The 24,378-nt window shown below is 42.9% G+C and carries 20 protein-coding genes and 1 pseudogene; 12 read left to right on the top strand and 9 right to left on the bottom strand.

Features of this window, described 5'->3' with window-relative positions; all coding sequences use genetic code 11:
* Positions 1 to 41: 41 nt before the first annotated feature.
* The 4 genes from LEP1GSC060_RS08460 (at position 42) to LEP1GSC060_RS08445 (ending at position 3,955) form a co-directional block, all read left to right on the top strand.
* Complete coding sequence (locus LEP1GSC060_RS08460) at positions 42 to 512, top strand: DUF4303 domain-containing protein (RefSeq protein WP_003000787.1); 471 nt, start codon at positions 42 to 44, stop codon at positions 510 to 512.
* Between the two features lie 417 nt (positions 513 to 929).
* Positions 930 to 1,823 carry an IS982 family transposase gene (locus tag LEP1GSC060_RS08455; RefSeq protein ID WP_036095861.1) on the top strand — a complete coding sequence of 298 codons (894 nt, stop codon included), beginning with the start codon at positions 930 to 932 and terminating at the stop codon, positions 1,821 to 1,823.
* Positions 1,824 to 2,186: 363 nt separating this feature from the next.
* On the top strand, positions 2,187 to 2,615 hold the full coding sequence (locus LEP1GSC060_RS08450; protein ID WP_003001203.1) for an arsenate reductase ArsC: 429 nt from the start codon (positions 2,187 to 2,189) through the stop codon (positions 2,613 to 2,615).
* A 47-nt stretch (positions 2,616 to 2,662) separates the two neighbouring features.
* Positions 2,663 to 3,955 carry a hypothetical protein gene (locus LEP1GSC060_RS08445; RefSeq protein ID WP_003001171.1) on the top strand — a complete coding sequence of 431 codons (1,293 nt, stop codon included), beginning with the start codon at positions 2,663 to 2,665 and terminating at the stop codon, positions 3,953 to 3,955.
* Positions 3,956 to 4,079: 124 nt separating this feature from the next.
* Here the strand turns inward: LEP1GSC060_RS08445 and LEP1GSC060_RS08440 are convergent, their stop codons facing one another.
* Positions 4,080 to 5,093, bottom strand: coding sequence for a hypothetical protein (locus LEP1GSC060_RS08440; RefSeq protein ID WP_003001276.1), 1,014 nt, complete (start codon positions 5,091 to 5,093; stop codon positions 4,080 to 4,082).
* A 131-nt stretch (positions 5,094 to 5,224) separates the two neighbouring features.
* On the opposite strand from LEP1GSC060_RS08440, the gene LEP1GSC060_RS08435 reads away from it, so the two are divergent.
* From LEP1GSC060_RS08435 to LEP1GSC060_RS08425, 4 genes and pseudogenes are all read left to right on the top strand, one after another.
* A complete protein-coding gene (locus LEP1GSC060_RS08435) occupies positions 5,225 to 6,313 on the top strand; it encodes an endonuclease/exonuclease/phosphatase family protein (protein WP_003001014.1) in 1,089 nt (362 codons plus the stop codon).
* Between the two features lie 284 nt (positions 6,314 to 6,597).
* The gene (locus LEP1GSC060_RS08430; protein ID WP_036095859.1) at positions 6,598 to 7,290 is read left to right on the top strand and encodes a hypothetical protein; all 693 of its coding nucleotides are present in this window, start codon (positions 6,598 to 6,600) and stop codon (positions 7,288 to 7,290) included.
* A gap of 33 nt (positions 7,291 to 7,323) precedes the next feature.
* Positions 7,324 to 7,473 (top strand): annotated as a pseudogene (locus LEP1GSC060_RS19395) (isocitrate lyase/phosphoenolpyruvate mutase family protein); the annotation flags it as partial.
* Positions 7,474 to 7,829: 356 nt separating this feature from the next.
* Positions 7,830 to 8,288: a VOC family protein gene (locus LEP1GSC060_RS08425; protein WP_003000764.1), complete on the top strand. Its 459-nt coding sequence runs from the start codon at positions 7,830 to 7,832 to the stop codon at positions 8,286 to 8,288.
* A 70-nt stretch (positions 8,289 to 8,358) separates the two neighbouring features.
* Here the strand turns inward: LEP1GSC060_RS08425 and LEP1GSC060_RS08420 are convergent, their stop codons facing one another.
* Genes LEP1GSC060_RS08420 through LEP1GSC060_RS08395 form a run of 6 tightly spaced genes read right to left on the bottom strand, consistent with a single transcriptional unit; the run spans position 8,359 to position 18,992 of the window.
* Positions 8,359 to 9,831, bottom strand: a complete 1,473-nt coding sequence (locus tag LEP1GSC060_RS08420) for an adenylate/guanylate cyclase domain-containing protein (protein WP_003001149.1) — start codon at positions 9,829 to 9,831, stop codon at positions 8,359 to 8,361.
* Positions 9,832 to 9,855: 24 nt separating this feature from the next.
* Positions 9,856 to 10,230 carry a DUF1987 domain-containing protein gene (locus LEP1GSC060_RS08415; RefSeq protein ID WP_003000817.1) on the bottom strand — a complete coding sequence of 125 codons (375 nt, stop codon included), beginning with the start codon at positions 10,228 to 10,230 and terminating at the stop codon, positions 9,856 to 9,858.
* 2 nt (positions 10,231 to 10,232) lie between these two features.
* Positions 10,233 to 10,787 (bottom strand): SiaB family protein kinase, encoded by a 555-nt coding sequence (locus LEP1GSC060_RS08410; RefSeq protein WP_003001088.1) that lies wholly within the window; start codon positions 10,785 to 10,787, stop codon positions 10,233 to 10,235.
* Positions 10,788 to 10,823: 36 nt separating this feature from the next.
* The gene (locus LEP1GSC060_RS08405) at positions 10,824 to 16,178 is read right to left on the bottom strand and encodes an AAA family ATPase (protein WP_003000833.1); all 5,355 of its coding nucleotides are present in this window, start codon (positions 16,176 to 16,178) and stop codon (positions 10,824 to 10,826) included.
* A 24-nt stretch (positions 16,179 to 16,202) separates the two neighbouring features.
* Positions 16,203 to 17,177: a ketoacyl-ACP synthase III gene (locus LEP1GSC060_RS08400; protein ID WP_003001199.1), complete on the bottom strand. Its 975-nt coding sequence runs from the start codon at positions 17,175 to 17,177 to the stop codon at positions 16,203 to 16,205.
* Positions 17,178 to 17,210: 33 nt separating this feature from the next.
* Positions 17,211 to 18,992 carry a CoA-transferase gene (locus LEP1GSC060_RS08395; protein WP_003001146.1) on the bottom strand — a complete coding sequence of 594 codons (1,782 nt, stop codon included), beginning with the start codon at positions 18,990 to 18,992 and terminating at the stop codon, positions 17,211 to 17,213.
* 518 nt (positions 18,993 to 19,510) lie between these two features.
* Between LEP1GSC060_RS08395 and LEP1GSC060_RS08390 the strand changes: the two genes are divergently transcribed.
* From LEP1GSC060_RS08390 to LEP1GSC060_RS08375, 4 genes are all read left to right on the top strand, one after another.
* The gene (locus LEP1GSC060_RS08390) at positions 19,511 to 20,371 is read left to right on the top strand and encodes an acyl-CoA thioesterase (RefSeq protein ID WP_003001251.1); all 861 of its coding nucleotides are present in this window, start codon (positions 19,511 to 19,513) and stop codon (positions 20,369 to 20,371) included.
* Between the two features lie 40 nt (positions 20,372 to 20,411).
* On the top strand, positions 20,412 to 21,170 hold the full coding sequence (locus LEP1GSC060_RS08385; protein ID WP_003001074.1) for a glucose 1-dehydrogenase: 759 nt from the start codon (positions 20,412 to 20,414) through the stop codon (positions 21,168 to 21,170).
* Positions 21,167 to 21,379 (top strand): hypothetical protein, encoded by a 213-nt coding sequence (locus tag LEP1GSC060_RS08380; RefSeq protein ID WP_003001304.1) that lies wholly within the window; start codon positions 21,167 to 21,169, stop codon positions 21,377 to 21,379. The genes LEP1GSC060_RS08385 and LEP1GSC060_RS08380 overlap by 4 nt, the downstream gene beginning before the upstream one ends.
* A gap of 63 nt (positions 21,380 to 21,442) precedes the next feature.
* Positions 21,443 to 22,252: a PP2C family protein-serine/threonine phosphatase gene (locus LEP1GSC060_RS08375; protein ID WP_003001245.1), complete on the top strand. Its 810-nt coding sequence runs from the start codon at positions 21,443 to 21,445 to the stop codon at positions 22,250 to 22,252.
* On the opposite strand, the gene LEP1GSC060_RS08370 is transcribed toward LEP1GSC060_RS08375, so the two are convergent.
* Positions 22,227 to 22,754, bottom strand: a complete 528-nt coding sequence (locus LEP1GSC060_RS08370) for a SiaB family protein kinase (protein WP_003000953.1) — start codon at positions 22,752 to 22,754, stop codon at positions 22,227 to 22,229. The genes LEP1GSC060_RS08375 and LEP1GSC060_RS08370 overlap by 26 nt on opposite strands.
* A gap of 10 nt (positions 22,755 to 22,764) precedes the next feature.
* Complete coding sequence (locus tag LEP1GSC060_RS08365) at positions 22,765 to 24,054, bottom strand: beta-ketoacyl-[acyl-carrier-protein] synthase family protein (RefSeq protein ID WP_003001027.1); 1,290 nt, start codon at positions 24,052 to 24,054, stop codon at positions 22,765 to 22,767.
* Between the last annotated feature and the right edge of the window lie 324 nt (positions 24,055 to 24,378).

The raw sequence follows: 24,378 nt of genomic DNA, 5'->3' as shown, positions 1-24,378 counted from the left end.
CCCGCTTGTAGAAAACAACAGAACTAAAGCAGGATGGTTCCATGTTTGATACAAGGAAATTGGCCGACTTCGCGATCGAACAGATCGAAAAATTCTCCAAAGTATACCAAGACGAAACGTTTTACGCGTTTGCAATCGACACAAGTTTGCTTTGTCTCAATTCACTCGAACGTTTTGAAGGATCTTTGAAAGAATATTCTACAAGATGGCCGAAACAATACGATACGAAAGAAAAGATCGATGAAATGAAATACAATACCGGAGATTGGAAGTATCAGGGTTTTGCGGATTTTGGAGATCTGAGCATTCAAGACGAAGAAGGATTTTATCAAGGTCCTTTCGACGACGATCTATATGAAGGACACTACGATGCAGATGATGAAACTCAAAAAACGACCGCATACGCAATTGCAATGAATGAAATTTTGGAAATCTTAAAACAAAAAGATTCCTTTCGATCTTTGAAAAAGACGGACGACTTTAAAATCATACGAGTAGAACATAATTATTGAATGTAATGTGCGCGAACCGAATTATAGAATCATCGATATTTTCCAATTCGATATCTATAAAGACCGCCTAGATCACCTTTAAATTTTTTAATATTAACGTGAGTTCGACGTAAGAAATCTTGGGCGAATAAGAAACTCAATGCGTTCGCTCCCGATGGGTCGCTCCGCAGCTCGCGAATTTCATAGCTAAAATGGGCTCGCGACCCGTCGAGCGACCGTAGAAGCGAGACGCTGAGTTGTTCGTTTTCGTTCCAATTCCTTCGGAATTTCCACTACAATCGCTTTCGCATTTGTTATACCGAACTCACGTTAATATTAACGTGAGTTCGACGTAAGGAGAAAAAAGAGTAAAAAACTTGTACTCAAAAGCGCCAGATCGCATATTAAACCGAATCTTCAGCAAAAAGAGGGTAAAATATGGATCTGACAACAATATATTGTGCAATAGATGATTTTTGTACACACCAAAAAATAAACTGGTACGGAAAAAAATTGAGTTCTGTTGTTCGAAAAAGAAATCGGAAATTACAGCTCAGCCTGAGTGAAGTAGCAACGATCGTAGTTTACTTTCATCTTTCTCATTACAGAGAATTTAAGAATTTTTATTTGATAGAAATAAAAAAGAATATGAAATCCGAATTTCCAAAAGCAGTAAGTTACAATCGTTTTGTTGAATTGATGCCCAATGCGTTAGGCGTCATAGCTTCGTTTCTATCGAATTCTTGCCTGGAAAAATGTTCCGGAATTTCATTCATCGATTCTACGATTCTCAAAGTATGTGACAATCGAAGAATTCATTCTCATAAAGTATTTAAAAATATTGCACAGCGAGGAAAATCGAGCACAGGCTGGTTCTATGGCTTTAAATTGCATTTAATCGTAAATGATCGCGGTGAATTATTATCATTTATGTTTACTCCTGGAAATGTCGACGACAGAAACTCCAAAGTAATTTTCCCACTTTCTAAAAATATTTTCGGTAAACTTTTCGGAGATAGAGGTTACATTAGCCAATCTCTTTTTGAAAGTCTTTATGAAAAAGGAATTCAACTCATTACAAAATTAAAAAAGAATATGAAGAATAAATTAATGCCCTTAGTCGACAAAATTCTTTTAAGAAAAAGAGCTATCATCGAATCGGTTAATGATGAGCTTAAAAATATATGCCAGATTCAACATACCAGACATCGCAGCTTTTTCAATTGGGCTGTTAATCTTTTAAGCGGTTTAGTTGCATATTCTTTTTTCCCAAAAAAACCGTCTCTGAATTTGAAATCTAAAGACAATTGCCAGTTCTTTCTCGCTCCTTAGGCCGAACTCACGTTAATATTAGGTTCAAAGAATGGATTTTTCTTTATAATCTATCCCAAAAGAAACTCAATGGCACTGCATTCTATGGATCGCATCGCGAGAAACTCAGTACCTCACTTCCTAAGGGGCGTTCGATGGGGATGGGTTATTGCTGCTTGATCTTTCTGATAAAGTATAATAAAGTTTTGGGACGCGGTGTAAACACAATCTGTTAGTTTTTTTGAAGTTGGAAAAATTGACGATCTTTAAGTTTAGTCTGAAATGATTCAGTTTCCGCAATTTTATATTCAACGGATCGTCTAAAATAAAATCTAAAAAGACTGCGTTCAAGGTTTCGCAGAATTCAAGGGAAAATTGTCGCTGATGGAAACTCCAAACATACTCGTTCTCTGTACCGGAAATAGTTGCCGAAGTCAGATCGCGGAAGGCTGGCTCCGTTTTTATGCGGGAAACCGCGCTCATATTTACAGCGCCGGAATTGAAACTCACGGAGTAAATCCAAAAGCGATTCAGGTGATGAAGGAAGTGGGGATCGACATTTCAAAACACACTTCCAACCATATAGACGAATATCGTAATTTAGATTTTTCTTATATTCTTACCGTATGCGATCATGCAAAAGAAAACTGTCCTTACTTACCTTCCAAGGCGATTCGTTTTCATCATAACTTTCCCGATCCCGCAAAGGCGGTTGGGGACGAGACGAAAGTGATGAATGAATTTAGAAACGTAAGAGGCATGATTCGAACCTATTCGGAAGAGTTTATAAAAAAGTTAAATCTGAATTCCTAGGCGGAAAAGATTACGGATAACGATGAAAATTTTACGGAATAATAACGATGACTACGATTTCAAAACTACTCAACCGTGAATGTCAGTGTGTTACTTTAGAAAAGAGTGCGCTGGAAAAGACGTTTTATTCTAAAATTTTAGAAACACCCGGCGCAGAGACGTTGGATTTAGATTCTTTATCCGATCGTTTCTTTTCTCCGAGCGCTTCCTTTCTCGATCCGCATGATTTGGATTCGATGAAAAAGACAATTTCGGTAATTCAGAAAATTCTTAAGTATGAAAAAGTAAGAAACGAACTTCTCAAAGAATTTCCCGAACGACTGAAAAGTCGTTTTTCCGAAGGCGGAGTTTTTTTAAGTTTCGATTTTCATCTCACTGATTCAGGACCGAAGTTGATCGAGATCAACACGAACGCGGGCGGTGCGTTTCTGCAAATGAAACTCGTAGAAGCTCAGAAAGAATGTTGTCCTGAAGTGAAAGGCATTTTACCCAAACAGGAAGAGATTGAAGAACTGGAAACCCGATTCTTTCAAACGTTCCTGGAAGAATGGAAGTCTGCAGGAAAAGAAAACCTGCCGAAGTTCATCGTGATCGTGGATAAAAATCCTACGGATCAGTTTCTTTATCCTGAATTTCTTTTGTTCCGTTCCTTATTTTTGAAACACGGAATTGACTGTGAAATCGTTTCTCCTGAATCCTTAAAATCCGCTTCGAACGGTTCTATTTCCTTTGCAGGTAGAAAGATCGATCTTATATACAATCGTCTCACCGATTTTTATCTTTCCGATTCGCAGAACGAAAAGATTCGTTCCGCTTGGGAACGGGAGAATGTGGTCGTAACTCCGAACCCGATCGATTACGAACTCTATGCAAAGAAGACAAATCTGATTTTATGGAAGAATGAGGAGTTCCTACAAAACGCAGGGATCGAAGAAGAAGATCGAATGATTTTGTCTCAATCGATTCCTTTTACCGGTTTTGTCGGAGATATGAATTCCGAACAACTTTGGTCCGAAAGAAAAAAATTCTTTTTTAAACCCGCTTCGGGTTATGGAAGTAAGGCCGTGTACCGCGGAGACAAACTCACCAAAGGAACCTTTCAGGAAATTTTGAAAGGGGAGAATATCTTTCAAGAAATGATTTTGCCTTCGGAACGAATTCTTCTCAAGGATGGAGAAAAGGTTCCTTATAAAATGGATCTAAGGATTTATGTTTACAAAGAGGAGATCCTACTTTTATCCGCGCGTTTGTATCAAGGTCAAACTACAAATTTTAGAACACCGGGCGGCGGATTCTCCCCCGTTTATGTTTTAGGTTTAAAGTCCTCTGAGCTCAACTAAGTGTTCATTTTTCCTTTTTTCAGTCGAAAAAAAAGGTCAACGTATTTCAGGCAAAGACATTTCTGATTCGCCCAGATTTCAACCGCCGAACTCACGTTAAATCAAAATATCGTTTTGAAACAAACTATGGATTTTTTCTAAAAACGAAAATAAAAGAAAGAGTAAAAAGAAATCCTAATATAGCCACCAATCCTATAAGAGAACGTTCCGTTGTCGGAAACCAGGTTCCGTTTTCTATTTTCCGATTGACCTTTTCCGTTTCCATATCCGCTACCGGCGCCCCACCCGAGACCGAAATGGAAATCTCGTATTTAGGGGAAGGATAACCGATCTTAAACGCCTTCATGTCGGAAGGTACGTCTTCCTGAATTCTTTCCTGTTTGGAGGCGCCGATAAAGGAAATTTCCATGTCCTGGGGTTTTGAAAAAACGGCTCTAAAACCTTCCCCTTTTTCGGCGAACATCCTATCTTTAAACGTTACCGTGGAAAGATTACTCGCGGGAATCGTATAAGAAATTTGTAATTCAGAACTTCCGGGAAGAATCGCCCTTTCCAATATTTTTCCGTTCGGTCCGTCCTTCAGTTGAAGAGGGATCGCCATTCTGGATTCTCCCTGAGTCAGTTGGCCGACTACTTCGGTCGCTTCGGAAGGAACGAAAATTTCGAAAGGATTTTGTTCGTCCTGATAACTTTTAGGGGGAATCGTATTGTTTGATATTAGATAAATCTTAAATACTTTCAGGAAGTCCCTGCCTCTGGAAACTTGCATGGCGGATCTAGTTCTCACGAGGGATTTTTCTCGGGTCTTTTCGTAGACTACGATTTCCTGAACGCCGGAACGAAGAACGGGTACCGGAGGAACCATCTTATTGTAATTGACGCCCGCGTAATTGGCCTGAAGAAGAATCGGAGTCCCGTCCGAAACGGTGAGTTTCGATACGACAAAAGAACCCTTGGAAGGTCCGATTTCCCGGATAGGAATCATCCCTTGTTGAAGGGCGATAATCCGAAGCGATTCTATGTTGCCGTCCTTACCCGTGGTTCCGTTTTTGATGCGGATTTTAAGTTCGAGTTCCTCGGAATAGGCGGATGTTTGTATTAGGAAAAGAAAGAATAGAATCGTAGAGAATATTTTCATCTTAAGCTCTCTCTCGCCAGTTTTATTTTAGCCCTTCAAAAAGAAAATCCTTTACACTCGCTTTTCTATCCCGACTTGTATTCTCTTTGAAACATATATTTTCCGTTTAGAAAGTTTCTTAGGAGATAACGATGGGTTGGTTGAGAAAAATTGCGGCTATATTCGGGATTCTTTTCGGATCCTTTTTGATTTTGATCTACTCGATTACATATCATCCGGATCAGGAACAACCCGCCGACGTTGTCTGTGACGAAAGCGCTCCGATCTTAAAAGCGGATTTTAAGATCAAAGTTTTGGTGTGGAACGTTCAATATCTCGCCGGTAAAAAAAGAGTTTTTTGGTACGACTTACCGAACGGCGACGGTCCGGATCTCGGACCTTCCAGAGAGGAAATCGAAGAGACTCTCAAAAAAGTAACGGACTATATTCGTTCGGAAGATCCGGATGTGATTCTTTTGCAGGAGCTTCATGACGGAGCTAAGAATACGTTTGGAGAAGATCAATTGGAAAGAGTTCTTTCGCAAATCGGATCTTCGTATGTGTGTAGAAGCGAAACCTTTTACTGGAAATCCCTTTTTGTTCCGCATCCTAAAATTTGGGGAAGTGTGGGAATGAAACTCGCGACAATCAGTAAATATAAAATTTCGGACGGGATCCGACATTCCTTACCTCTTATACCCGCGGATCCGATTTCAACCCAGTTTAATTTGAAAAGGGCGATTCTTCAGAACGATTTTCCGATCGATGGAGGAGATAAGTTCACGGTGCTGAATACCCATCTCGACGCATTCTCCCAAGGAACGGACACGATGCACAGACAGGTGGAGACGATTACAGGGCTTTTAAAAGAATTGGATCTTGCCGGTCACTACTGGGTACTGGGCGGGGATTTTAATTTACTTCCCCCCGGTTTCGATCGAAAGGCCATGCATCCTAACGGCGCTTTCTTTTATTCGGACGAACAGGAAATCAAACCTCTCTTTGATCGATGGAGTTCCGCCGTTCCATTCAATATTTTGAATGGACCTGAAAGAGAAAAATATTACACGTATTATACAAACGATCCCGCGATCGGCAAACCGGATCGGACGATCGATTATATCTTTTATTCTTCCAATTTAAAACAATCCGGATACAAGGTGGATCAGAAGGCGGTTCTTTGGACCGTTTCGGATCATTTCCCTCAAATCGGAAATTATCGAACGACTCATAGTGAGTGAGATAGCCGGAGTTAGCGAAGCGTGAACGAAGGTTCTTTGCGAAGCAAAGATGAACGACTCAGTAACACGATCCGTAGAGAGCGTTTCACTTACTTCTAAGACCGATTTATTGAAATAGGCGTCTCATTCTCTACGGATCATTCGGCAGGGAGTGCAAGTTGTTCTTGATTCCAACAGAGTTGCAAGTTTAGAATTTTATAAAATTGGAGTGTTTCCGCATTTCCAAAATTGTATGAATCGTCTAAACTTAGTTAGACGGAAGTCCGTAAATTATTAGTTAAATTATGAAATATCACTTACTCGGTTATTACCTGATTCAATTAAAAAAAATAAACTTTGGTTCATTAGTAAATAGAGAAATTTATACATGTAGTACTTGTTTAAATAGTAGCTTAATGGATAATTTCGCTCGTTCCTGGACTTGCAGTAAGGAAGACATAATGAATGCTTGTCAATCATTCACGATTGATTCTCAAACCGTTAATGAAATTCAAAGTTGGACCGATTTGAAAGACATCGAAGGGCAAACACAATATATCGAAGTTTTTAGTTCTAAAGAAGCTGCAAGAGAATATAAGAATACCTTTTTCGCACATCTGAATCGAATACATTTACTTGGAATGTATTTACCCGAATCAGAGGCGAAAAAACTAATTGAAGATTTTAATCCGGATAGTCCTCAATGCGGAGAAATCGGCATAAGAAAAATAATTAGGCAGGAAGAGATTGAATCCGAACTCGGAAAAATAGTGGGGTTTGATTTAATTGGCGTCGAAATGTCGGGGAGCTTTCATTCGTTTCAATGTCACGATTTGGAAGGCGTGTTCAAGAAGGAATTTAAAGTTGAATTTAATGATTTTGGATTGATTAAAAATGAGGAACATTGGGAAAAACTTATTGAATATGCAAATGATGAAAAAAACGGTTGTGAACCCGTTCCTTGGTATTTTGCAAAATTAAAGGAATTTGAATTGTGATAATCAGCCTTCGTCTAACTTCGTCATCGCGATATTGAAAATCCGACGGCTACATCACAAAGTAAAAAAGCTGAAACCTTCCGCAGTTTGCACGAGCGGGGTACTTTCATTATGCCGAATGCATGGGACGCAGGAAGTGCGCGTATGTTAGTCGGCTCCGGATTCTCGGCGATTACAACTACCGGTGTTATAATCAACCCCGTAAATTCATCCTAATTGTTTCTTAGGAGAAATCAGAGTGACCTTTCCCAACAGAGTCATTGGACTTTATCAAAGTATAATTTTTCTATTCTGTAAAATCGCCGACCTCTGAACCCTCGCCACTTGAAGCCAACTTGTGGGTCGGTTATGGCTGGGAGCGAATATGCTCTTCGCCCAAACTTTGTTATCCCGAATTCACGTTAAATAAAAGGATCCGCTTCCAATGTCGGATTTTCGTTGTTCTCCCGCTGCGCATCGTTCGAAAGATTGAAGTTGCCAATCCGAAGGAAAGGAATTTTTTGGATGAAGATTCAATCGACTCAGTTGGAAGGAGAATCATGAGACCTTTTAGAATATTAGGAATTCAACAAGTTGCCGTTGGCGGCGAAGACAAAAAGAAACTCGAAACTTTTTGGGTGGATATTTTGGGGCTTGAAAAAACCGGAACGTTTCAAAGTGAAAAAGAAAACGTAGACGAGGACATACTCAGAATCGGAAAGGGCGCGTATGCGGTCGAGGTCGATATTATGCAACCGATCGATGCGAATAAAAGTCCGAAGGTTCACGAACCGAAACTCAATCATATCGGACTTTGGGTGGACGACATTCACAAAGCCGTGGAATGGCTGACCGCAAAAGGAGTTCGTTTTACACCGGGTGGAATTCGCAAGGGCGCCGCCGGATACGAGGTATGTTTTATTCATCCGAAAGGAAACGAAGAATTTCCGTACTCGTCCGAAGGTGTGCTTGTGGAACTCGTGCAGGCGCCCGCAGACGTAATCAAAGCTCTCGGTTAAACGTTCTTAGAGGGGTCGCGTTCTATAAAAAGTTGTATCGAACGACAAACGCGCCGGTAAACGAACGGACTTACTGATTACCCAAAAGAAAAAAAGTTCGCATCGGGCCTTTCCCTTTGACCTCGATAATACCCCGGTCTTCAAATACGAATAAGTCTTTAAGAGATTCGTAAACCGCTTCGGAACAATGGATTTTACCGGGTTCGCCGTGCGATTCCATTCTGGAAGCGGTGTTTACGGAATCGCCCCAAAGATCGTAAACGAATTTATTCTTACCGATCACACCGGCGACGACGTCTCCCGTATGGATTCCAATTCGAATATTGAACTCGTATTTCCAGGATTTTTGAAGATCCTTAAGACCGGAAATCATATCGATTGCGGCTAACGCGATTTTTTCCGCGTGGTCCTCGGTTGCGATCGGAATTCCGCCCGCCATCATATAACAATCTCCGATGGTTTTGATCTTTTCGAGTTGGTATTTGCTCGCAATGTCGTCGAAACAAGTGAAAATCTGATTCAGAATTTCCACGAGTAGATTTGGCGTCGGGATTTGGGTGGAAAGTTTGGAAAAACCGACTATGTCGGCGAATAAAACCGTGGACTTTTTGATATAATCCGCGATCACAACTTCGCCCGCTTTTAATCTTTCGGCGGTCGACTTGGGAAGGATGTTGAGCAAAAGACTTTCCGACTTTTGTCTTTCCTTCTCCAAACCGATGTTTAGAATATTAATTTTTTCTAAAGAGTCTTTGAGTTCGCGGTTTCTTTTGGAAAGGTTTTTGTATGCGTCCGCGTTATCCACGCCGATAGCGACGTAATTGGCGAGGGTTCTTAAAATGCTGAGTTGGTTTTCGTTGAATGCGTTCTTACTATAACTTTGGATCGTAAGAATTCCGATGAATCTTTCTTCGACTTTTAAGGAAAGATAGACGGCCGACTTGGTCTTTTCGCCGAAATGTTTCTGAATGGCGGAAACATATCGGGGAAAATCCTTTTCGAGATCGTTCGTAATCAGTTCCCGATTGTTATGATAACAAAAAGACGAAGGGTTGTCTTCGGTAAGAGAATCCACCGAAGGAGCGGGAGTGTAACGTCCTTCGATCAGACTGAACTTATATTTGATTTCGTTTTTTCCTTCTTCGATGATTCCGAACGCGAGAATATCCATAGAAATCATGGACTTCGTGTTTTCATAAACGGAAGTCAGTATGATCTTAGGTTCGAGACTGGCGGTGATCATCTGTCCGATCTCGCTCAGTTGTTTTAAGTTCTGATAGGAAGAGACGAGTCTTTGATTGGAATCCTGAAGTTCCGTCTGAACTTTCATCAAACGGTTTTGAGTGGAATCCCCGATTTTCATGAGTTTGGAGGATTGTTTTAGAAGGGACTCGTAGGCGTCTCCGAGTTTACTCAGCTCTTGGAAAAGTTCCTCTTTTTCGAGGGAATCTTTCTTATCCAGGGTTCCGTTGACTTCGTTTAACAATTGGAATTCGTTTTCGAAAAACGAATTGAAGTCCTTTTGGGTCGAAGCGGGTTCCATGAAAAGTTCTAATACCGGGCCGTTTTATTTGTAGGATTTAAGTTCGAACGGAAGGGAAAGATCGGATGAAAATTCCTCTCCCGTTTCCTGCATATCGTCGTCGTCCTCTTTGTATAACCAGAGTATCTTAACCTTGCCGCTTTGATCGTGGTATTTCTGAAGAGAATCCAAAATGTCCATGATAACTTTAGACGAACTCGTATTGAAATAATCCAACTGAAATTTTACTTGGATCTGCGATTTGGAATTCATCGCGGCATTCAGCCAATCGAATACGGGTTTGTAAAATGCGATCGCATTTTCAGGATAAGATTCGCCGATAATTTCGACCGATCCGTGTTCCGTATCCAAGATAACTTCGGGAGAGGTTTTGGTCTGTTGTATATGTAGAGATTCCATTCTCAATTTTCCTTCGTAAAGTATGCAGAAAGTGTAAAGAACGAATATTTATCGTCCACCGGCGCGATATCGTAAGAAAGAGGCCCGTCCGACTTCCTCGCAATATCGATCAAACCGACTCCCGCACCTTTGCTGTCTTCGGGTCTGTTCGAGCGTAACTGTCGTTGGTAATAAATTTTTAACTCATCCCTTGACATCGAATTGATTTTCTCGCATTTAGTTTTCAACGATTCTATTTTTTCATTTAGTACAAGATTTCCGGCGGAAACATTATAGCCAATCGATTTTTCATCGACTCGAATGATGCCGACTCCGCTTTCCCTTCCGTCTTCGAGAGCCTTTCTTTCCGCAGAATAGTGTAACATGTTTTGAGCGAGTTCTATAAAAACCGCGAAGATTTTTTTAATTTTCGATTCCGTACTTAGAGACGTTCGGATCATCGAACCGAATTCAGTCAGAACTTCCTGCGATAGACGACCTTTAAAGGAAACAATGAATTGATAATCGTAGGCGTCCGTATATTGTTTAAACAGATTTAGGGACTTATTTTCCATCATTTCGTTTTAACATACTCCTATATTTTGTTCGCTTGGTCAGATTCTAAATCCGATCAAAGTTATATCGTCTCTCTGAGCCTCTCCCGCTTGGTATTCGTCCAAAAAGGAGGATAGTCGTTCCTTTTGTTCGTGTGCGGATAGGGTAAGGACGTTTTGCAAATGGGAGATCAGTCCCTTACTCGTGATCCTTTGTCTTTGTGGATTCGGTTGATCCATATAACCGTCCGTCGTGAGATAGAACATGACGGACTTTCCCTTTTCCAATTTCACTTCGTGAGTGGAATACGTTCTGGAATCCTCTTTTTGTCTTCCGCCGATCGAATGTCTATCGCCTTTAATTTCTTCGATCTTATCACCCTTTGAGAAATAGAGCGGTCTTTTGGCGCCTGCAAACAGAACTTTATCCTCGTCGATTCTACAGAAACAGATATCCATTCCGTCCAAAGAGTTTGCGCCTAACGTGTCTTGTTTTAATGCTTGTCGAACGTTTCGGTTTAGGTGTTCCAAAACCTTACCCGGATCTTTGATTCCCGCTTCGTTTACGATTTGGTTCAGCAACGTATTGCCTATCATTGACATTAACGCGCCGGGAACTCCGTGTCCAGTACAATCGACCGCCGCGAGAAAAATCGATCCTTCTTTTTTACTGAACCAGTAGAAGTCTCCCGATACGATGTCTTTCGGTCTGAAAAGAACGAACTGTTCGCGTAAGTTTTTCGCGAGAGTGTCGTTCGAAGGAAGAATCGCCTGTTGAATATTCAAAGAATATGTAATACTATCCGTGATACGCTGATTCTTGAGTTCCAGATCCGCGTTCGCTTGAGCCAATTCCCTGGTTCTTTCCCTGACCTTCTCTTCCATGTTCGCGTAGAGTAACGCGTTGTCGATGGAGATCGCGGCTTGAGAGGCAAGAATGTTCATGATCTGAAGTCGATCCGAAGTGAAAGCGCCTTCCGAAAGATTATTTTCGAGATAGAGAATTCCGGAAATTTCCCCCTGTTTGATCACGGGCGCGCAGAGGATCGATTTCGTTTTGGAATTTTTAATATATTCGTCTTTGTTAAACTTCTCGTCCTGGTGCGCGTTTCTTAAGACAAGATTTTCCTTGGTTCTTTCCACGTAGTAGATGAGAGAGATCGGAAGATTTTTGCTGCTACCGAGGGGAATACCCGTCAATACTTCGACGTCGTCTTTGGAAATCGAACCCTCGGCTTCCACATAAAGTTTTCCCTCTTTTTTCAAGATCAAAACTCCGCGTTGTGCTCCCGCGTTTTCGATCACGATCTTCATCAATTTGTCCAGGAGATTTTCCAGTTTAATCTCTCCGGAAATCGCGGTGGAACTTTTTAATACGGATTGAAGATCCAGCGTTTGACCCGAATACATTTCGGTTGCGGTGGCGGTCGTACTGGAAATCGTTCGGTGGGTGCGTAAAATTCCGGTTCCCCTTTCCCGAATAAATTCCGGAAACTTGGACTTGAGCATACTTTGTTTGAGGTTGGCTCCCCAAAGGCCGTAACGATGAAACGCTTCGTTGATAAATTCTCCCGCGATTTTAACGCTACCTTTGGAGAGCCAGAACATCGCTGCGTTCTCGCAGGCGAGCGCTTCGTCGTTTTGAAATTCGTTCTTTCTCGCCTCTCGGATCGCCGCTTCGTAGGTCCTGGCCGCCTTCCAATTTTTGTATTCCAGTCTCGCGAGTTCGGCGTCCACGAGAAGATATTTGTGATAAAAGTTTTCGGGACAACTTTCGGCCAGAGTCAGAAGATGTTTTTGATTTTCCCGAATCTTTTTAAGATATTCCTTCTTAAGATCGGGGGAAACTTTTTTGTAGTTCGCGGCTAAAGCGAGTGAATATAAGAAGTTATGTTCGAGCGGACCGTACTGACCTCCCAAATAGAGAATCATTCCGTTTGTTTCTTCCGCTTCCTGAAGCGCGAGTTGATATTCTCCGTACATCAAAAGCGAACGAACCTTCATCACCTTAAAGGTACAGATCGGAGCCAAACTTTGATGATCGTTGCACAGATCGATGTATTCTTTTTCAAGATACTCGGCGGAGGAGAAGTCGAGATGACTTCCGGTTTCCCCTCTAAGGTTGGAAAGAATGAGAGTGGTTCCGAGGATCGTATCGATCGCAAGATTGTTTTTTACCTTTCTGACGAACTTGAGAAGTTGATTGATCTTGGGTTTTAGGATTTCCAGATTTTTTCCTTGGAACATTACGTTAGACGCATCGTTCATAGCGGCGTAACTTCCGTGTAAAAACTCCCCCGAATCCAAAGCGGATTGAACGCATTTGATGTTGATATCTTCCGAAAATTTCAGGTGTTTTACGAAAGAGGACGAATAGTTGGCGAGGATGTTCGCGGCTTTTGTATATCCGCCCGAGTTTAAATATTTTTCGCTGAGTTTAACCGCGAGTTCGCAAAAATCATACGCGCCTTTGTAGTCGTTTAACTGACTGACGAGGACCATACCGTAACAGGAATAACCGTACGAGTCGGAAAGGTTTCCGTATTTCAACAAAAGGTTCGCCATCTTCAAACAGATCACCGGAAAAAGAGCGGGTTCCTTGTTGTAAGCCATCGGGATCGCGCTGATTAAAAGATTTACGGCCCAGATATGATGGAGGTCCTTCATCAAAGGAGCGTCTAACAACGATGTTACGCTTCGACCTTTTAGATTTTTTTTCGCCTCTTCGATTTCTTTTTTTACAACCTTGTCGAAACCGGAAACGGGAAGTTCAATCCCCAAAGGTTTTAGGGCCTTAATCACGGTCGGCATGGCGAGGTCGTATTTACCTTGGGCCGAATATTCGATCATCAGCAAGTTGTAGGCTTCCGCTTGTTCCACGGGAGTTTTTGCCTGTTTTAAAATATTTTGAATCGTCTCCTGGGATTCTTCGAAGTTACCGTTGAGATAAAGAATTTCTGCGAGTTCTTTGTAAACCGAATACGTGATCTCGTATTCCTTTTCCCAAAGTTCCTTGTCGTCTTTTTTCGTTTTAGAAAGGGAAAATAGAAGTTCTTTCGCTTTTTCGGAATACAACATTGCGGGTTTGTAAGCGGCGGAAAGTTTCGCTTTTTGAGCGGCTTGAATATTCAATTCTAGTAATTTTCTTTTTTCGGAATTTTCGACGATGAGTGCGGAGCCCGTGTTCAAGTGGTTTACCACGTCGAAGATCGAATCCTCCAAAGCCTTTTCGTTTAAGTTTTCGAGAAGGATTCTTCCGATCTGAAGTCGTAAGGACTTTTTTTGATCCTCGTTTAGAAGTTCGTAACTCGCTTGTTGCACACGGTCGTGTTGAAATCGGAATTGAATCGACTTTGCGGTCTGAAAATTCTTATCCTTATTTTTTTCGATTTCGACCATCGAATCTACGAGACGATAGTTGTCTCCGATCGGAACGATCAATTCCTCTTCCATGGTTTCCATAAGCGCCGCCGCGGTTTCCTTTAACGTTACGCCTAAAATTTTGGATTGGATTGCGAGATCGAAATTACTTCCGATACAAGAAGCGAGTTTTAAGGTCTCTTGGGTGCGGGGAGAAAGTTTTTTGATCCTTTTGACGAGAAGATCTACCACGTTATCCGAAATTTCCGTCTCTTTGATTTTTTCAAGATTCCAGATCCATCTTCCCAAAATCGTGGAATTTCCCTTTTGATAAAAGATGATTTCCTCTTTGGACAATTGTTTTAACAGTTCGTTGATAAAAAACGGATTCCCTCTCGTTTTGGAAAATACAACCTCCGCGAAATTTATGGTTTCTTCGGCGGGTCTGCGTAAACTGTCCGATAAAAGTTCGTTCACGTTTTCCAGACTTAGGGGTTTGAGAAGGATTTTATCCGGACGAAATCCTTCCCTTTCCAAACCCGTAATCAGGGCTGAGAAAGGATGTGTGGAATCCACTTCGTTGTCTCTGTAAGCTAATATTAAGAAAATATAATTTACGGAAGCGTCTTCGATCAGATTTTTGACAAGCTCCAAAGAAGGTGTGTCCGCCCATTGTAAATCGTCCAAAAAGATCGCGAGCGGATGATCCTGATCGGCGAAGATCTTGATAAAATTCTGAAATACCAAATAAAAACGGTTCGCGTTTTCCTGAGGTCCCAACTCCGCGACGGGGGGTTGTTCCCCGATGATGAACTCGAGTTCGGGCAAAACGTCGGTTATAACTTTTCCGTTCGCGCCTAAGGCGGTTTTGATTTTGTTTTTCCAGTCTTCGATTCTTTCAGGGGATTCCGTCAGAATTTGTTCGATCAAATTGGAGAATACTTGAATGATAGCGCTGAAGGGAACGTTACGGTTGTACTGATCGAATTTTCCGGAAATGGAATATCCTTTCGATTCGGTGAGCGGTTTGTTGATCTCTTTGACAAGGGAGGATTTGCCTACGCCGGAATAACCCGCGATCAGAACGACACTCGTCCTTCCGGTTTCCGTCATACGTTTGAATTCGTTTAACAACGCTTGAATGTATCCCTCTCTTCCGTAGAGTTTTTGAGGGATTTTGAATTCGTGGGAATAATCCCTGGCGCCCAGAGGAAAAGCGGGAGCGTCCCCGGACTCCAACCATTGGTCCCGAATGATCTCCAAGTCCGATTTGAGTCCTTCCGACGTTTGGTATCTTTCCTCCGCGGTTTTTGAGAGAAGTTTTAATACGACATGAGAAAGGGCTTCCGGAATTTCGCCTCGGACTTTACGAGGATCGACCGGAGATTTTGCGAGATGGAAGTGAACGAGTTCCAAAAGGTCCTCGCTTTCAAAAGGAAGTTTTCCGGTGAGAAGTTCGTAGAAAGTGACTCCGAGAGAATAAAAATCGCTTCTGTAATCCACGGAACGGTTCATTCTACCCGTTTGTTCCGGAGAAACGTAGTGGATACTTCCTTCGAGGCGGTTCGGATTGGACCAGGAAGTTTCTTCCTTGGAAAGTCGGGTGGAAATTCCGAAGTCCACGATTCTTAAAACTTCCGTAACCGGATTGAATATGATATTGTCCGGTTTAAGATCCTTGTGTATTACTTTTTTATTATGGATTTCTCCGAGTTTTTCCGCGAGGTCGATCGCGATTTTGAAGAAGTCGTTTAAGTTGCCCGGTTTTTTCCCGGAAAAATGTTTGAGGGAATCTCCGGGAACGAATTCCAAGATCAGTATAAAACCTTCCGGAATTTTTTCCATTCCGAACGCGTGAATCATTTTTTCGGAGGCGAGATAACTTAGAATTTCGTATTCGTTTCTAAGATTGACCACCGCAGGGTGCAATTCGTCCAAAATCGGAATGTATTTGACTACGACTTCGGTTCCGTCCTTGGATCGTACCGCTTTATAAACCTCCGTAGACGAGTCGGTGTTCATTCTCTCTTTGATTTCGTAACCATCTATTTTCATATATATCGGTTTTCTTATATTCGTTCAAAGACGAAATAAGAGTCCTCCCCAATAAAACCCGCCTCCTACGGCGGGGGTGAGGAATACATCTCCTTTTTTGAATTTTCCTTTATAATAATATTCTGATAAAACAACGGGGATCGAGGCCGCGGAAGTGTTTCCCATTCTTTCGAAGTTCATAAGAATTTTTTCCCTCGGGAACTTCGTCCTTTTGAGAACGTCCTGAACGACCACGTCCGTACCGGGATGAGGAACGACCCAATCCACGTCGTCAACGGTAAGACCGTTTTTTTCCAAAAGTAGATCCATGGACTTGAGAGTGAGATCGGCCGCGTTCGTAACGAGTTCCGGATAACTTTTCACGTAACTCGAAGGAGGGGGACCGGTTACGATGATTCCCGCCAAGTCTCCGTCGTCTTGTAAAAAGCAATCGATGATTCCGGAATTTTTATCGCCCGTGTGCTCCAAAAAAACTCCCGCAGCCGCGTCTCCCGCCGTAAATTCTCCGTAACCTCCCATTCTTGTTCTGACGGAAAAACGTTCGCTTCCGATTACAAGAGCGTTTTTAAATTTTCCAGTTCCCAAATACGCGGATGCGGTTTGAACTCCGTGAACAAATCCGGTGCAAGCGGTGCTAACGTCGAAAGCGAGCGCGTTTGTAGTCCCCGAAAGTTTGGACGCTTGCGGAGCTAGATCGGGGAGATAATAACGATCCGTCCAGTTTGCGAGAATGTAAAGATCCACGTCTTCCGGTTTTTTTCCGGCGTCTTTCAGAGCCATCTCCGCGACCTTTGCGGCCATAAACATAACGGTTTCCGTTTCGCCGGCTCTTCTTCTTTCGTTGACTCCTATGTTACCGATCACCGCTTTTTCCGCGGGATGCATTTCCGGAAATTTCAGACGGGAGCGGATCTCGTCGTTGGTAACGATTTTTTCCGGAAAATAATGACCGAAACCGGCGATACCGATTCCGTTCGACGATAAATTCTTTCCGCTCATAAAGGGCCTCTAGTAAATTCAAATTTCATTTTATTACGGAAGTCTTGTATATACCATAAATTGTTCTATGTAGATCTTTTCCGGATCCAATTCGCGTAAAACGGTCAGTTCTTCCGAGGTAACCGGAGGTTCCCGTTTGAGAGGAATGTCCTCGTCCGGAGGGAGCCAAGACGTATAACGTAATACCGCTTCCTCCGGTTCCATTTCTTCGTCGGAAGGAGGCGAGATCCAATGGGAAAACTCGAAAACGTGATCCGAGTTGGGAGTTCTTTGAAATCTACCGAATTGACAGACCGCTTCCATCACTCTGTCTCCCACCGAAGTAATGTAACTAACGTGTTTCACAAATCTTCCCCGATTTGCCTTTGCGACCACGATACAATCCGCGACCGCCGCGATGTCGTTGGCTCCGCCCGAACCCACAAGAAATTTTCCTTTGGAAGTTTTTGTGGAGTTGATATTGCCGAACCAATCCACTTCCGCCGCGCCTAAAACACCTAGGCAGTGATCGGGAACCACGGTTCCCAAAATACCCGTGATGTCGGAAAGCATCGTGCAATCTTTGGTATGCAGTTGGCTGAAAAGAAAAACGTCTCCCGTGTGCGGCTTCATCGAAAAAAAACCGAGTTCCGTGATGACCTTGACTGAAATTCCTTCTTGCTCCAAAAATCGGGCCGCGGTCCAAGCCGAGATATGAGCGGCTCCGATACCCGCGAGAATCGTTTTATAACCTTTGGTTTTGACGTATTCTTGAATCGCTCTTGCGGCGAGAATGATCATTTGCTCCGAGTCGTTCACGGTTTTCGGATCTTCCGGACGGACGGCTTTGTTTTCTTCGGGAATGTTTTTTAATTTCTTAAGACGAACGTTTCCCAGACGTTCCAGATATTCCGAGTGACCGCCTTGTAAGTTTACAAAATCTGCATACCATTTTTCCGCACGAGAAGGTGCGTTAGCCGCTTCGTTGGCTTCGATTTGAAATTCGTAGTCGTCCAGATAGGTGGAAAGCCCCTCGAAAGCGGAAACTCCCTTCAAATTGTGGACGCGCAGGGATTGGGGATGGGCGCCGAATTCCGCCACGGAAATCGCTTTGACACGATTGCCCGGGATCGTAACGAGTTCGGCAGGAAGGGAACCTCTGGGAACGATTTTTTCCACCGTCGCGATCACTCCTTGTTTGGCGGCGAGCGCTCCCCAATCTCTTTCCCCGCTCGGAGGGCAGAGAACCAGATTTCCTTCCTCGTCTCCCACGACCGCGTGTAAAAGAGTGAGGTCCGGATTTAAGGGGAGAATGTAAACCAGATCCACGCCTTTTTTACCTTTATAATTCGGAGGATGAGAGCCGTTCGTGCCGCGATGTTTGGGATCGGGAAATAAAAATGCGGTGTTGCCCAACTTGTCCAAAATCAGATCGCTTCCCAAAAGGGAGTTGGTGATAAAACCCGGAAGCCGCATCGCACCCGCCATCAACCTTTGAACGATGCTGAGAAGGGACCAGAGTTCGAGTTCGAACGGTTTACCTTCCAGTAAATTAGAATATAATGAATTAGGCGAGGGTTTCGGATAATTGTCTCCCGCAAAACCCGTGATCATTCTTTTTACGATTTTTGAGATCGTAAGCGCGTGCGCGCTGGAATGAATTCCCGCCATGCTGATGACGAATTCCGGATTTGAATATTGAAAACAACGGGCGAGGGAATAGATGAGCGCGTTGGGTCTGGACATAGTCGCCGAAAGATGCAGATACATTCCCGGACTTACCGTTTCTCGAATCATATCATCGGGATTTTTAAAGATCTTCGCGCTTTTTTCCAATGATTCTATGTTTCCCGATCTGTATGGATATGACGGACATTTCCTACCGAATCTTTCTTGCTAAAGCGTTTACCGGAAAAAGGTTCGTTATAAAAAAATTTCTTTTTTAAGAATTTGTAAATATTTTTTATACAATTCTTGCTTCGGCAAACGCCGAATGGATTGAAGCCCGTCGTAACTGTAAAAAGATTTACTTTTAAGAATGTTATAGCAAGAACTTTTTTATAAATTGAAACAAAACTCGGAATCGATTTAAGACGGATATTCTAAAAACCGAAATTAAGAATGAGAAGAAACGGGACGGTTCCGCATTTTTCATATGACTTTGTTTTTGAAGTCGAAAAGAAGATTCGAATAGTATGAAATGATTTTATAAGATGTTTTGAGTTTCCCGAGTGATCTTTTAGAGATGGCCGGCCGGATCGGATAACGGAAACGCGTAACTCTTGAGGGATGTTTCTTCGCAAAACAAAAGGAAAGGTTTTTATGTCCCGATTCAGAGGTTCAGTCCATAAACAATGACAGATATACAGATTGAATTTCCGGAGAACTATCATTTTTCAACGGAGTTATCCATACGCAAAACGGACCTCGCTCTGGACATTCACGTATCTTTTGCGTCCATTCTCGATATCGTGATGGAAGCGCATCTTCAGTTCTTTCAATATCTCGGTTTTTCGGTAACGGATATTTACGGAAAGAGTATCATCTTCGCCAATGCCAAAATTCTCTATCAAGGGGAATTACTCTATAACGATCGGGTCAAGATAGACGTCGTATTGGACAACCTGGAGGAAAAATCTTTCGATCTCACGTTCCGTCTTTCCAAGGATCAAAGAAGGGAGAAAGTAGCGCTCGTAAAAATCCGCGTTCTATTTTTCGATTATTCTATCCGTAGAGTAATACCCGTTCCCGAAGGTTTTCGAAAAATTTTCAGCGAAAGAAAAATTCCTACGTATCCGTCTCCTAAAGTCGGAAGTACGGAGGAACGCGGACAACAACGTTCGACTCACTTCGATCGGCTGGAAGTTTTGCGACTGGCTCACGGTCTCATCCTTAAGTTATACTCTTTTGAAAACAAAGAGAAAAAACCCGGAATGAAAGAACACGGGGCCCTTCTCGAACATATCCGTTCCGTCGGGATTCTTTTACCCGTTTCCATTGCGGGAGCTTGGGGAAGCAGAATTCCGTCGGAAAAGATCAAAAATATTTTAAAGGCCAAAGTGCATCTCGAAGAGCTCAGATATCTTTTGATCCTCACGCAGGATTTGGGAATCGGTTCCGTCGAAACGGAATTATCCGATTTGGAATCCATCAACGGACATTTAAAAAAATATCTGGTCCGGGTCCGAAACGGAAAGACGAGAAAACTGATTTAGAGTAAATTCTAAAATTATAATATACTAATCGGAGAATACGATGAAAAACAAGGTCGCCGTAGTGACCGGAGGAAGCACCGGAATCGGAAAAGCGGTCGTAAACGAATTCGTTTCGAAGGGCGTCAAAGTCGTGTTTTGCGGTCGTAGAGTCGAAGAGGGAAAAAAGTTGGAATCCGCGGTTCGGATTCAAGGCGGAGAAGCGTATTTTGTGGTCTGCGACGTAACTTCGGGGGAACAGGTCAAAAAGGTGGTCGACACCGCTTTGGAAAAATTCGGGAGACTGGATTTCGGGATCAACAACGCCGGAATCATGGGACTCAATCATCCCTTACACGAATATCCGGAGAATGTGTGGGACAATGTGGTTAACGTGAATCTCAAAGGGATCTGGCTTTCGATGAAGTATCAAATTCCCGAAATGATCAAGGTGGGAGGAGGAGCGGTTGTGAACGTTTCTTCGATTTCCGGAATCAACGGAGTTGTAGGAATCAATCCTTATGCGGCCGCAAAACACGGAGTTGTCGGACTTACAAAAAGCGCGGCTTTGGAATACGCAAAAAAAAATATTAGGGTCAACGCGATTTGTCCGGGTGCGGTTAAGACCGAAATTTTAGACGAACTTTTTCATCTCGCCAAGGATCCGGCGGAAGCGGAACAACAACTCGTAAAACTGCATCCTCTGCATCGGATCGCTACTCCGGAAGAAATTGCAAAGACGGTGGTTTGGCTTTGCGGCGAGGATTCTTCCTTTATCACGGGAACGGCGATTCCTGTGGACGGAGGATATTCCGCGAAATGAAAGAAGAAAAATCTTTGGATGGAAAACAGGAACGGAAAGGACGCGGTTCGATTTTAAAATACGCCCTAGAATCGATCTCTTCATTCGGTAATTTGAATGGAAATTTTACCGAAAGGATTCGGATTTTTGAATGCAATCGGAGTGCTCATACGATCGGGATGAAAAAACGGTTTATCTTAAAAAAGAAGGGAATCCGGATTTGTTCTTGAAGTCAGTCAATGACATTTTTATAATATAATTTCGGAGTTTATTTCAATTCCAAACATTTCTCCATGATTATCAACTATTTTGGCATTACGGAAAAGGGAAATTTTCGTTCGCATAACGAGGATTCGATGTATGTATCCGGAGAGATCGTAGCCGGAACGGTTTCGGGTTCTTTTTCCTCTTCCGGCGTTCGGGAGTCTCCTCTGATCCTCGCGCTTGCGGACGGAATGGGCGGACATATCTCCGGAGAAATCGCAAGTCGTATGACGCTTGAAAAACTCGCGTGGACGGAAAGGGCCATTCAGCCTTTGGAAGAATTGTCCCGCTCCGGTTGGCAGAGTTTGTTCGGCATCATCAATCACGAAATCAACGATCACGCCAAGGCGACCGGAAAACTGGGAATGGGAGCCACGTTAGTCGGCATTCTATTCGGAAAAAGAAAGGCTCTTGTTTTCAACATGGGAGACAGCAGGGCGTATCATTTTTCCCATAAGGGAATTCGCAAAATTACGGTCGATCATTCCTTTGCGGGTCCGATCGGGGGAAATCAGAATTCGAGAAGTTACATCACGAGTTGTATCGGCGGGGGAACGGCCGATCTTCAGATGGATCTTTTCGATATTACGAATTCGTTAAGCGCCGGAGATCGGATTTTACTTTGTACGGACGGTTTGACGGACGTCATCAAAATAGACGATCTGGAGGAGATCTTAAAAAATTCGTCCAACGTGAAAGAGGCTTGTTATCATCTTTCGGAAGAGGCGAACCTAAGAATGACCAAGGACAATACTTCCGTAATCGTGATCGAAGTCCGGGAAATGCCGCTTTCCCTTTCCGAACCTTGGAAATTTATCCCAAACGAAAGAAAACCGTAAGAGTAAAAAAGAAATTTCCGTTCGGAGTTTTTTCGAAGGACGAACGAAACGGAAAATCAGATTTTCTTAATATTTCCAAAAAACCCAAACCGGCGCCCTTGCTGTACTCGGGTCTTTCTCCCTTGATTTTTTCCAGATACAATTCCTTCACTTCCTCTTCGGTGAGGGTTAAAAAATGATCCAATTTTGTCCGAAGCGAGGACGCCGTTTCCGCGCTCAGAAAGTTTGCGGTGGAAAGTTTTAGGATATGATTTTTTTCTTTGACTAAAATCAAACCGACTCCGTAACCCGCTTCCTTTTCCAAAGAATAGTGGCTTACGTTTTGAGCCATTTCCACAAACACGTTAAGGATCTTATTCTTCCTCTTTTCGTTTGCAATTCTATCTTTGAGAATTTCGGTAAGATTTCCGAGAATTTCGTGAGTCACCGCACCCTGATAATAGAGAACCGATCTTAACTTTTTTAAATAATCGTATTGTCTAAACAGTTTGTCGAATTCCATTTTGTTTTCCTTATAGAAGATCCGGCGCGGTTAGGCTTACGAAGGAAGACTGACTTCCGATCGCAAAGGCCATCGAAATCGCGTTTCGAAGTCGAACCTTTCTTGCACCTTCCGTAATATGATCGTGATCGCATTCCGGGTCCACGTCCTTGAGATTGATCGTGGGACAGATGATTTGTTTTTCGAGCATCAAAGCCGTTGCGGCGACATTGATGATTCCCGCCGCTCCGAACGTATGGCCGAAGATCGGTTTGATGGAACCGAGGGGCGCCCATTTATTCCGAGCAAGTCCGTTGTATAAAATTTTAAGAGCGCGACTTTCCGCCATATCGTTGTTAACCGTCGCGGTTCCGTGTCCGCAGAAATAATCGATATCTCCGAGTTTGAGGCCGCTGATTTTCATAAGTCGGTTTAAACCGGTCGCGGCCTTTTTACCGGAAAGATCCATTCTCATCGCGTGATCCGCTTCGTTGTAACTGAAGGTTCCCAAAACTTCCGCGTAAATTTTCGCGCCTCTTGCGATCGCGTGATCCATTCTTTCCAAACAGAGAACGGCGGCTCCTTCTCCTAATATAAATCCGTCCCGATTTCTATCGTATGGTTTGATCGCCGATTTCGGATTGTCCTTTTCGGAGGACATAACCGAACTCGCGGGATCGGAATACATCATCATCAGAGGTTTGATGAGAGGAAACTCGTGACCTCCCGCATACATGACTTCCGCTCTTCCTTTACGAATCGCTTGATAACAAAGACTGATCGCGTGATGACCGCCGACGCAGGCCGCGGTGATCGTAGTCACAAATCCTTGTATGTTCGCGTAGATTGCGGTAAGGTTGGTCGGATTGGAAGACATCGAAGTGAGAACGGAATAACGATCGAAGACGTTTAGATTTTTTTCTTCGTGATAGATTTCCCAAGCGTGTTCCCACCATGCGAGAGAAGACCTCGAAGAGGAATCGATAAAGCCGACCTTGGAAGGATCCACGGAATCCTTTTCCAATTTTGCGTCTTTCCTCGCTTCTTCCATCGCGGCCATAATCGCGAACGTTTCGAGATTGTAATGTTTTGCGTATTTTTCGTCCAAATCGGGTAGGAACTTTTTCCATTCAAAGTCGTTCATCTCCGCCGCGACTTTTACGGGCATGTCGTCGGTTTGAAACCGAGTGATCGTATTTATCTGCGAGTTCCCTTCGGAAAGATTTTTCCAAAACGTATCCACCGAATACGTGTTCGGAAGAATGACTCCGATTCCGGTTATTACGACTCTCGAATTGTGATTGGTTTTAGGTTTATCCATACTTTTTTGATCTTACGGCTCGTTTGCAATCAAGCGCGAATAACGTGTATTTTTCTTTTTGTGGTTTTTATCCTTCTTATAACGGAATTATAATTTCATTACGAATTTACTTTTACTTCTTTAGACAAAACGTCCACTGAAAAAAATATATTCGGATATTCGGTTTTCCGCAGCGGAGTTCGGCTTTTGCGAAGATGGAAAGAACGATTCGCCCGAAATTTGGAGTTTATAAGAAACTCCGAATACCGTTTTTTGATTCGATTTAAGAAGATAATTTTAAGTAAGAAGTTGGACGATAAAAATCAAATCAAAAAAACGAAACGG

This window comes from Leptospira weilii serovar Ranarum str. ICFT (assembly GCF_000332415.1).
In the GTDB taxonomy this organism is placed as follows: Bacteria; Spirochaetota; Leptospiria; order Leptospirales; family Leptospiraceae; genus Leptospira; species Leptospira weilii_A.
Note: the sequence above shows the minus strand (reverse complement) of the source record. Positions and strands in the feature narration are given on the sequence as shown.

Coding starts and splice junctions, on each gene's coding strand:
- LEP1GSC060_RS08400 (WP_003001199.1), bottom strand. CDS start 17,177: ATGAGCGGAAAGAATTTATCGTCGAACGGAATCGGTATCGCCGGTTTC.
- LEP1GSC060_RS08390 (WP_003001251.1), top strand. CDS start 19,511: ATGACAGATATACAGATTGAATTTCCGGAGAACTATCATTTTTCAACG.
- LEP1GSC060_RS08385 (WP_003001074.1), top strand. CDS start 20,412: ATGAAAAACAAGGTCGCCGTAGTGACCGGAGGAAGCACCGGAATCGGA.
- LEP1GSC060_RS08430 (WP_036095859.1), top strand. CDS start 6,598: ATGAAATATCACTTACTCGGTTATTACCTGATTCAATTAAAAAAAATA.
- LEP1GSC060_RS08460 (WP_003000787.1), top strand. CDS start 42: ATGTTTGATACAAGGAAATTGGCCGACTTCGCGATCGAACAGATCGAA.
- LEP1GSC060_RS08415 (WP_003000817.1), bottom strand. CDS start 10,230: ATGGAATCTCTACATATACAACAGACCAAAACCTCTCCCGAAGTTATC.
- LEP1GSC060_RS08405 (WP_003000833.1), bottom strand. CDS start 16,178: ATGAAAATAGATGGTTACGAAATCAAAGAGAGAATGAACACCGACTCG.
- LEP1GSC060_RS08440 (WP_003001276.1), bottom strand. CDS start 5,093: ATGAAAATATTCTCTACGATTCTATTCTTTCTTTTCCTAATACAAACA.
- LEP1GSC060_RS08375 (WP_003001245.1), top strand. CDS start 21,443: ATGATTATCAACTATTTTGGCATTACGGAAAAGGGAAATTTTCGTTCG.
- LEP1GSC060_RS08410 (WP_003001088.1), bottom strand. CDS start 10,787: ATGATGGAAAATAAGTCCCTAAATCTGTTTAAACAATATACGGACGCC.
- LEP1GSC060_RS08420 (WP_003001149.1), bottom strand. CDS start 9,831: ATGGAACCCGCTTCGACCCAAAAGGACTTCAATTCGTTTTTCGAAAAC.
- LEP1GSC060_RS08445 (WP_003001171.1), top strand. CDS start 2,663: ATGACTACGATTTCAAAACTACTCAACCGTGAATGTCAGTGTGTTACT.
- LEP1GSC060_RS08370 (WP_003000953.1), bottom strand. CDS start 22,754: ATGGAATTCGACAAACTGTTTAGACAATACGATTATTTAAAAAAGTTA.
- LEP1GSC060_RS08455 (WP_036095861.1), top strand. CDS start 930: ATGGATCTGACAACAATATATTGTGCAATAGATGATTTTTGTACACAC.
- LEP1GSC060_RS08435 (WP_003001014.1), top strand. CDS start 5,225: ATGGGTTGGTTGAGAAAAATTGCGGCTATATTCGGGATTCTTTTCGGA.
- LEP1GSC060_RS08425 (WP_003000764.1), top strand. CDS start 7,830: ATGAGACCTTTTAGAATATTAGGAATTCAACAAGTTGCCGTTGGCGGC.
- LEP1GSC060_RS08365 (WP_003001027.1), bottom strand. CDS start 24,054: ATGGATAAACCTAAAACCAATCACAATTCGAGAGTCGTAATAACCGGA.
- LEP1GSC060_RS08380 (WP_003001304.1), top strand. CDS start 21,167: ATGAAAGAAGAAAAATCTTTGGATGGAAAACAGGAACGGAAAGGACGC.
- LEP1GSC060_RS08450 (WP_003001203.1), top strand. CDS start 2,187: ATGGAAACTCCAAACATACTCGTTCTCTGTACCGGAAATAGTTGCCGA.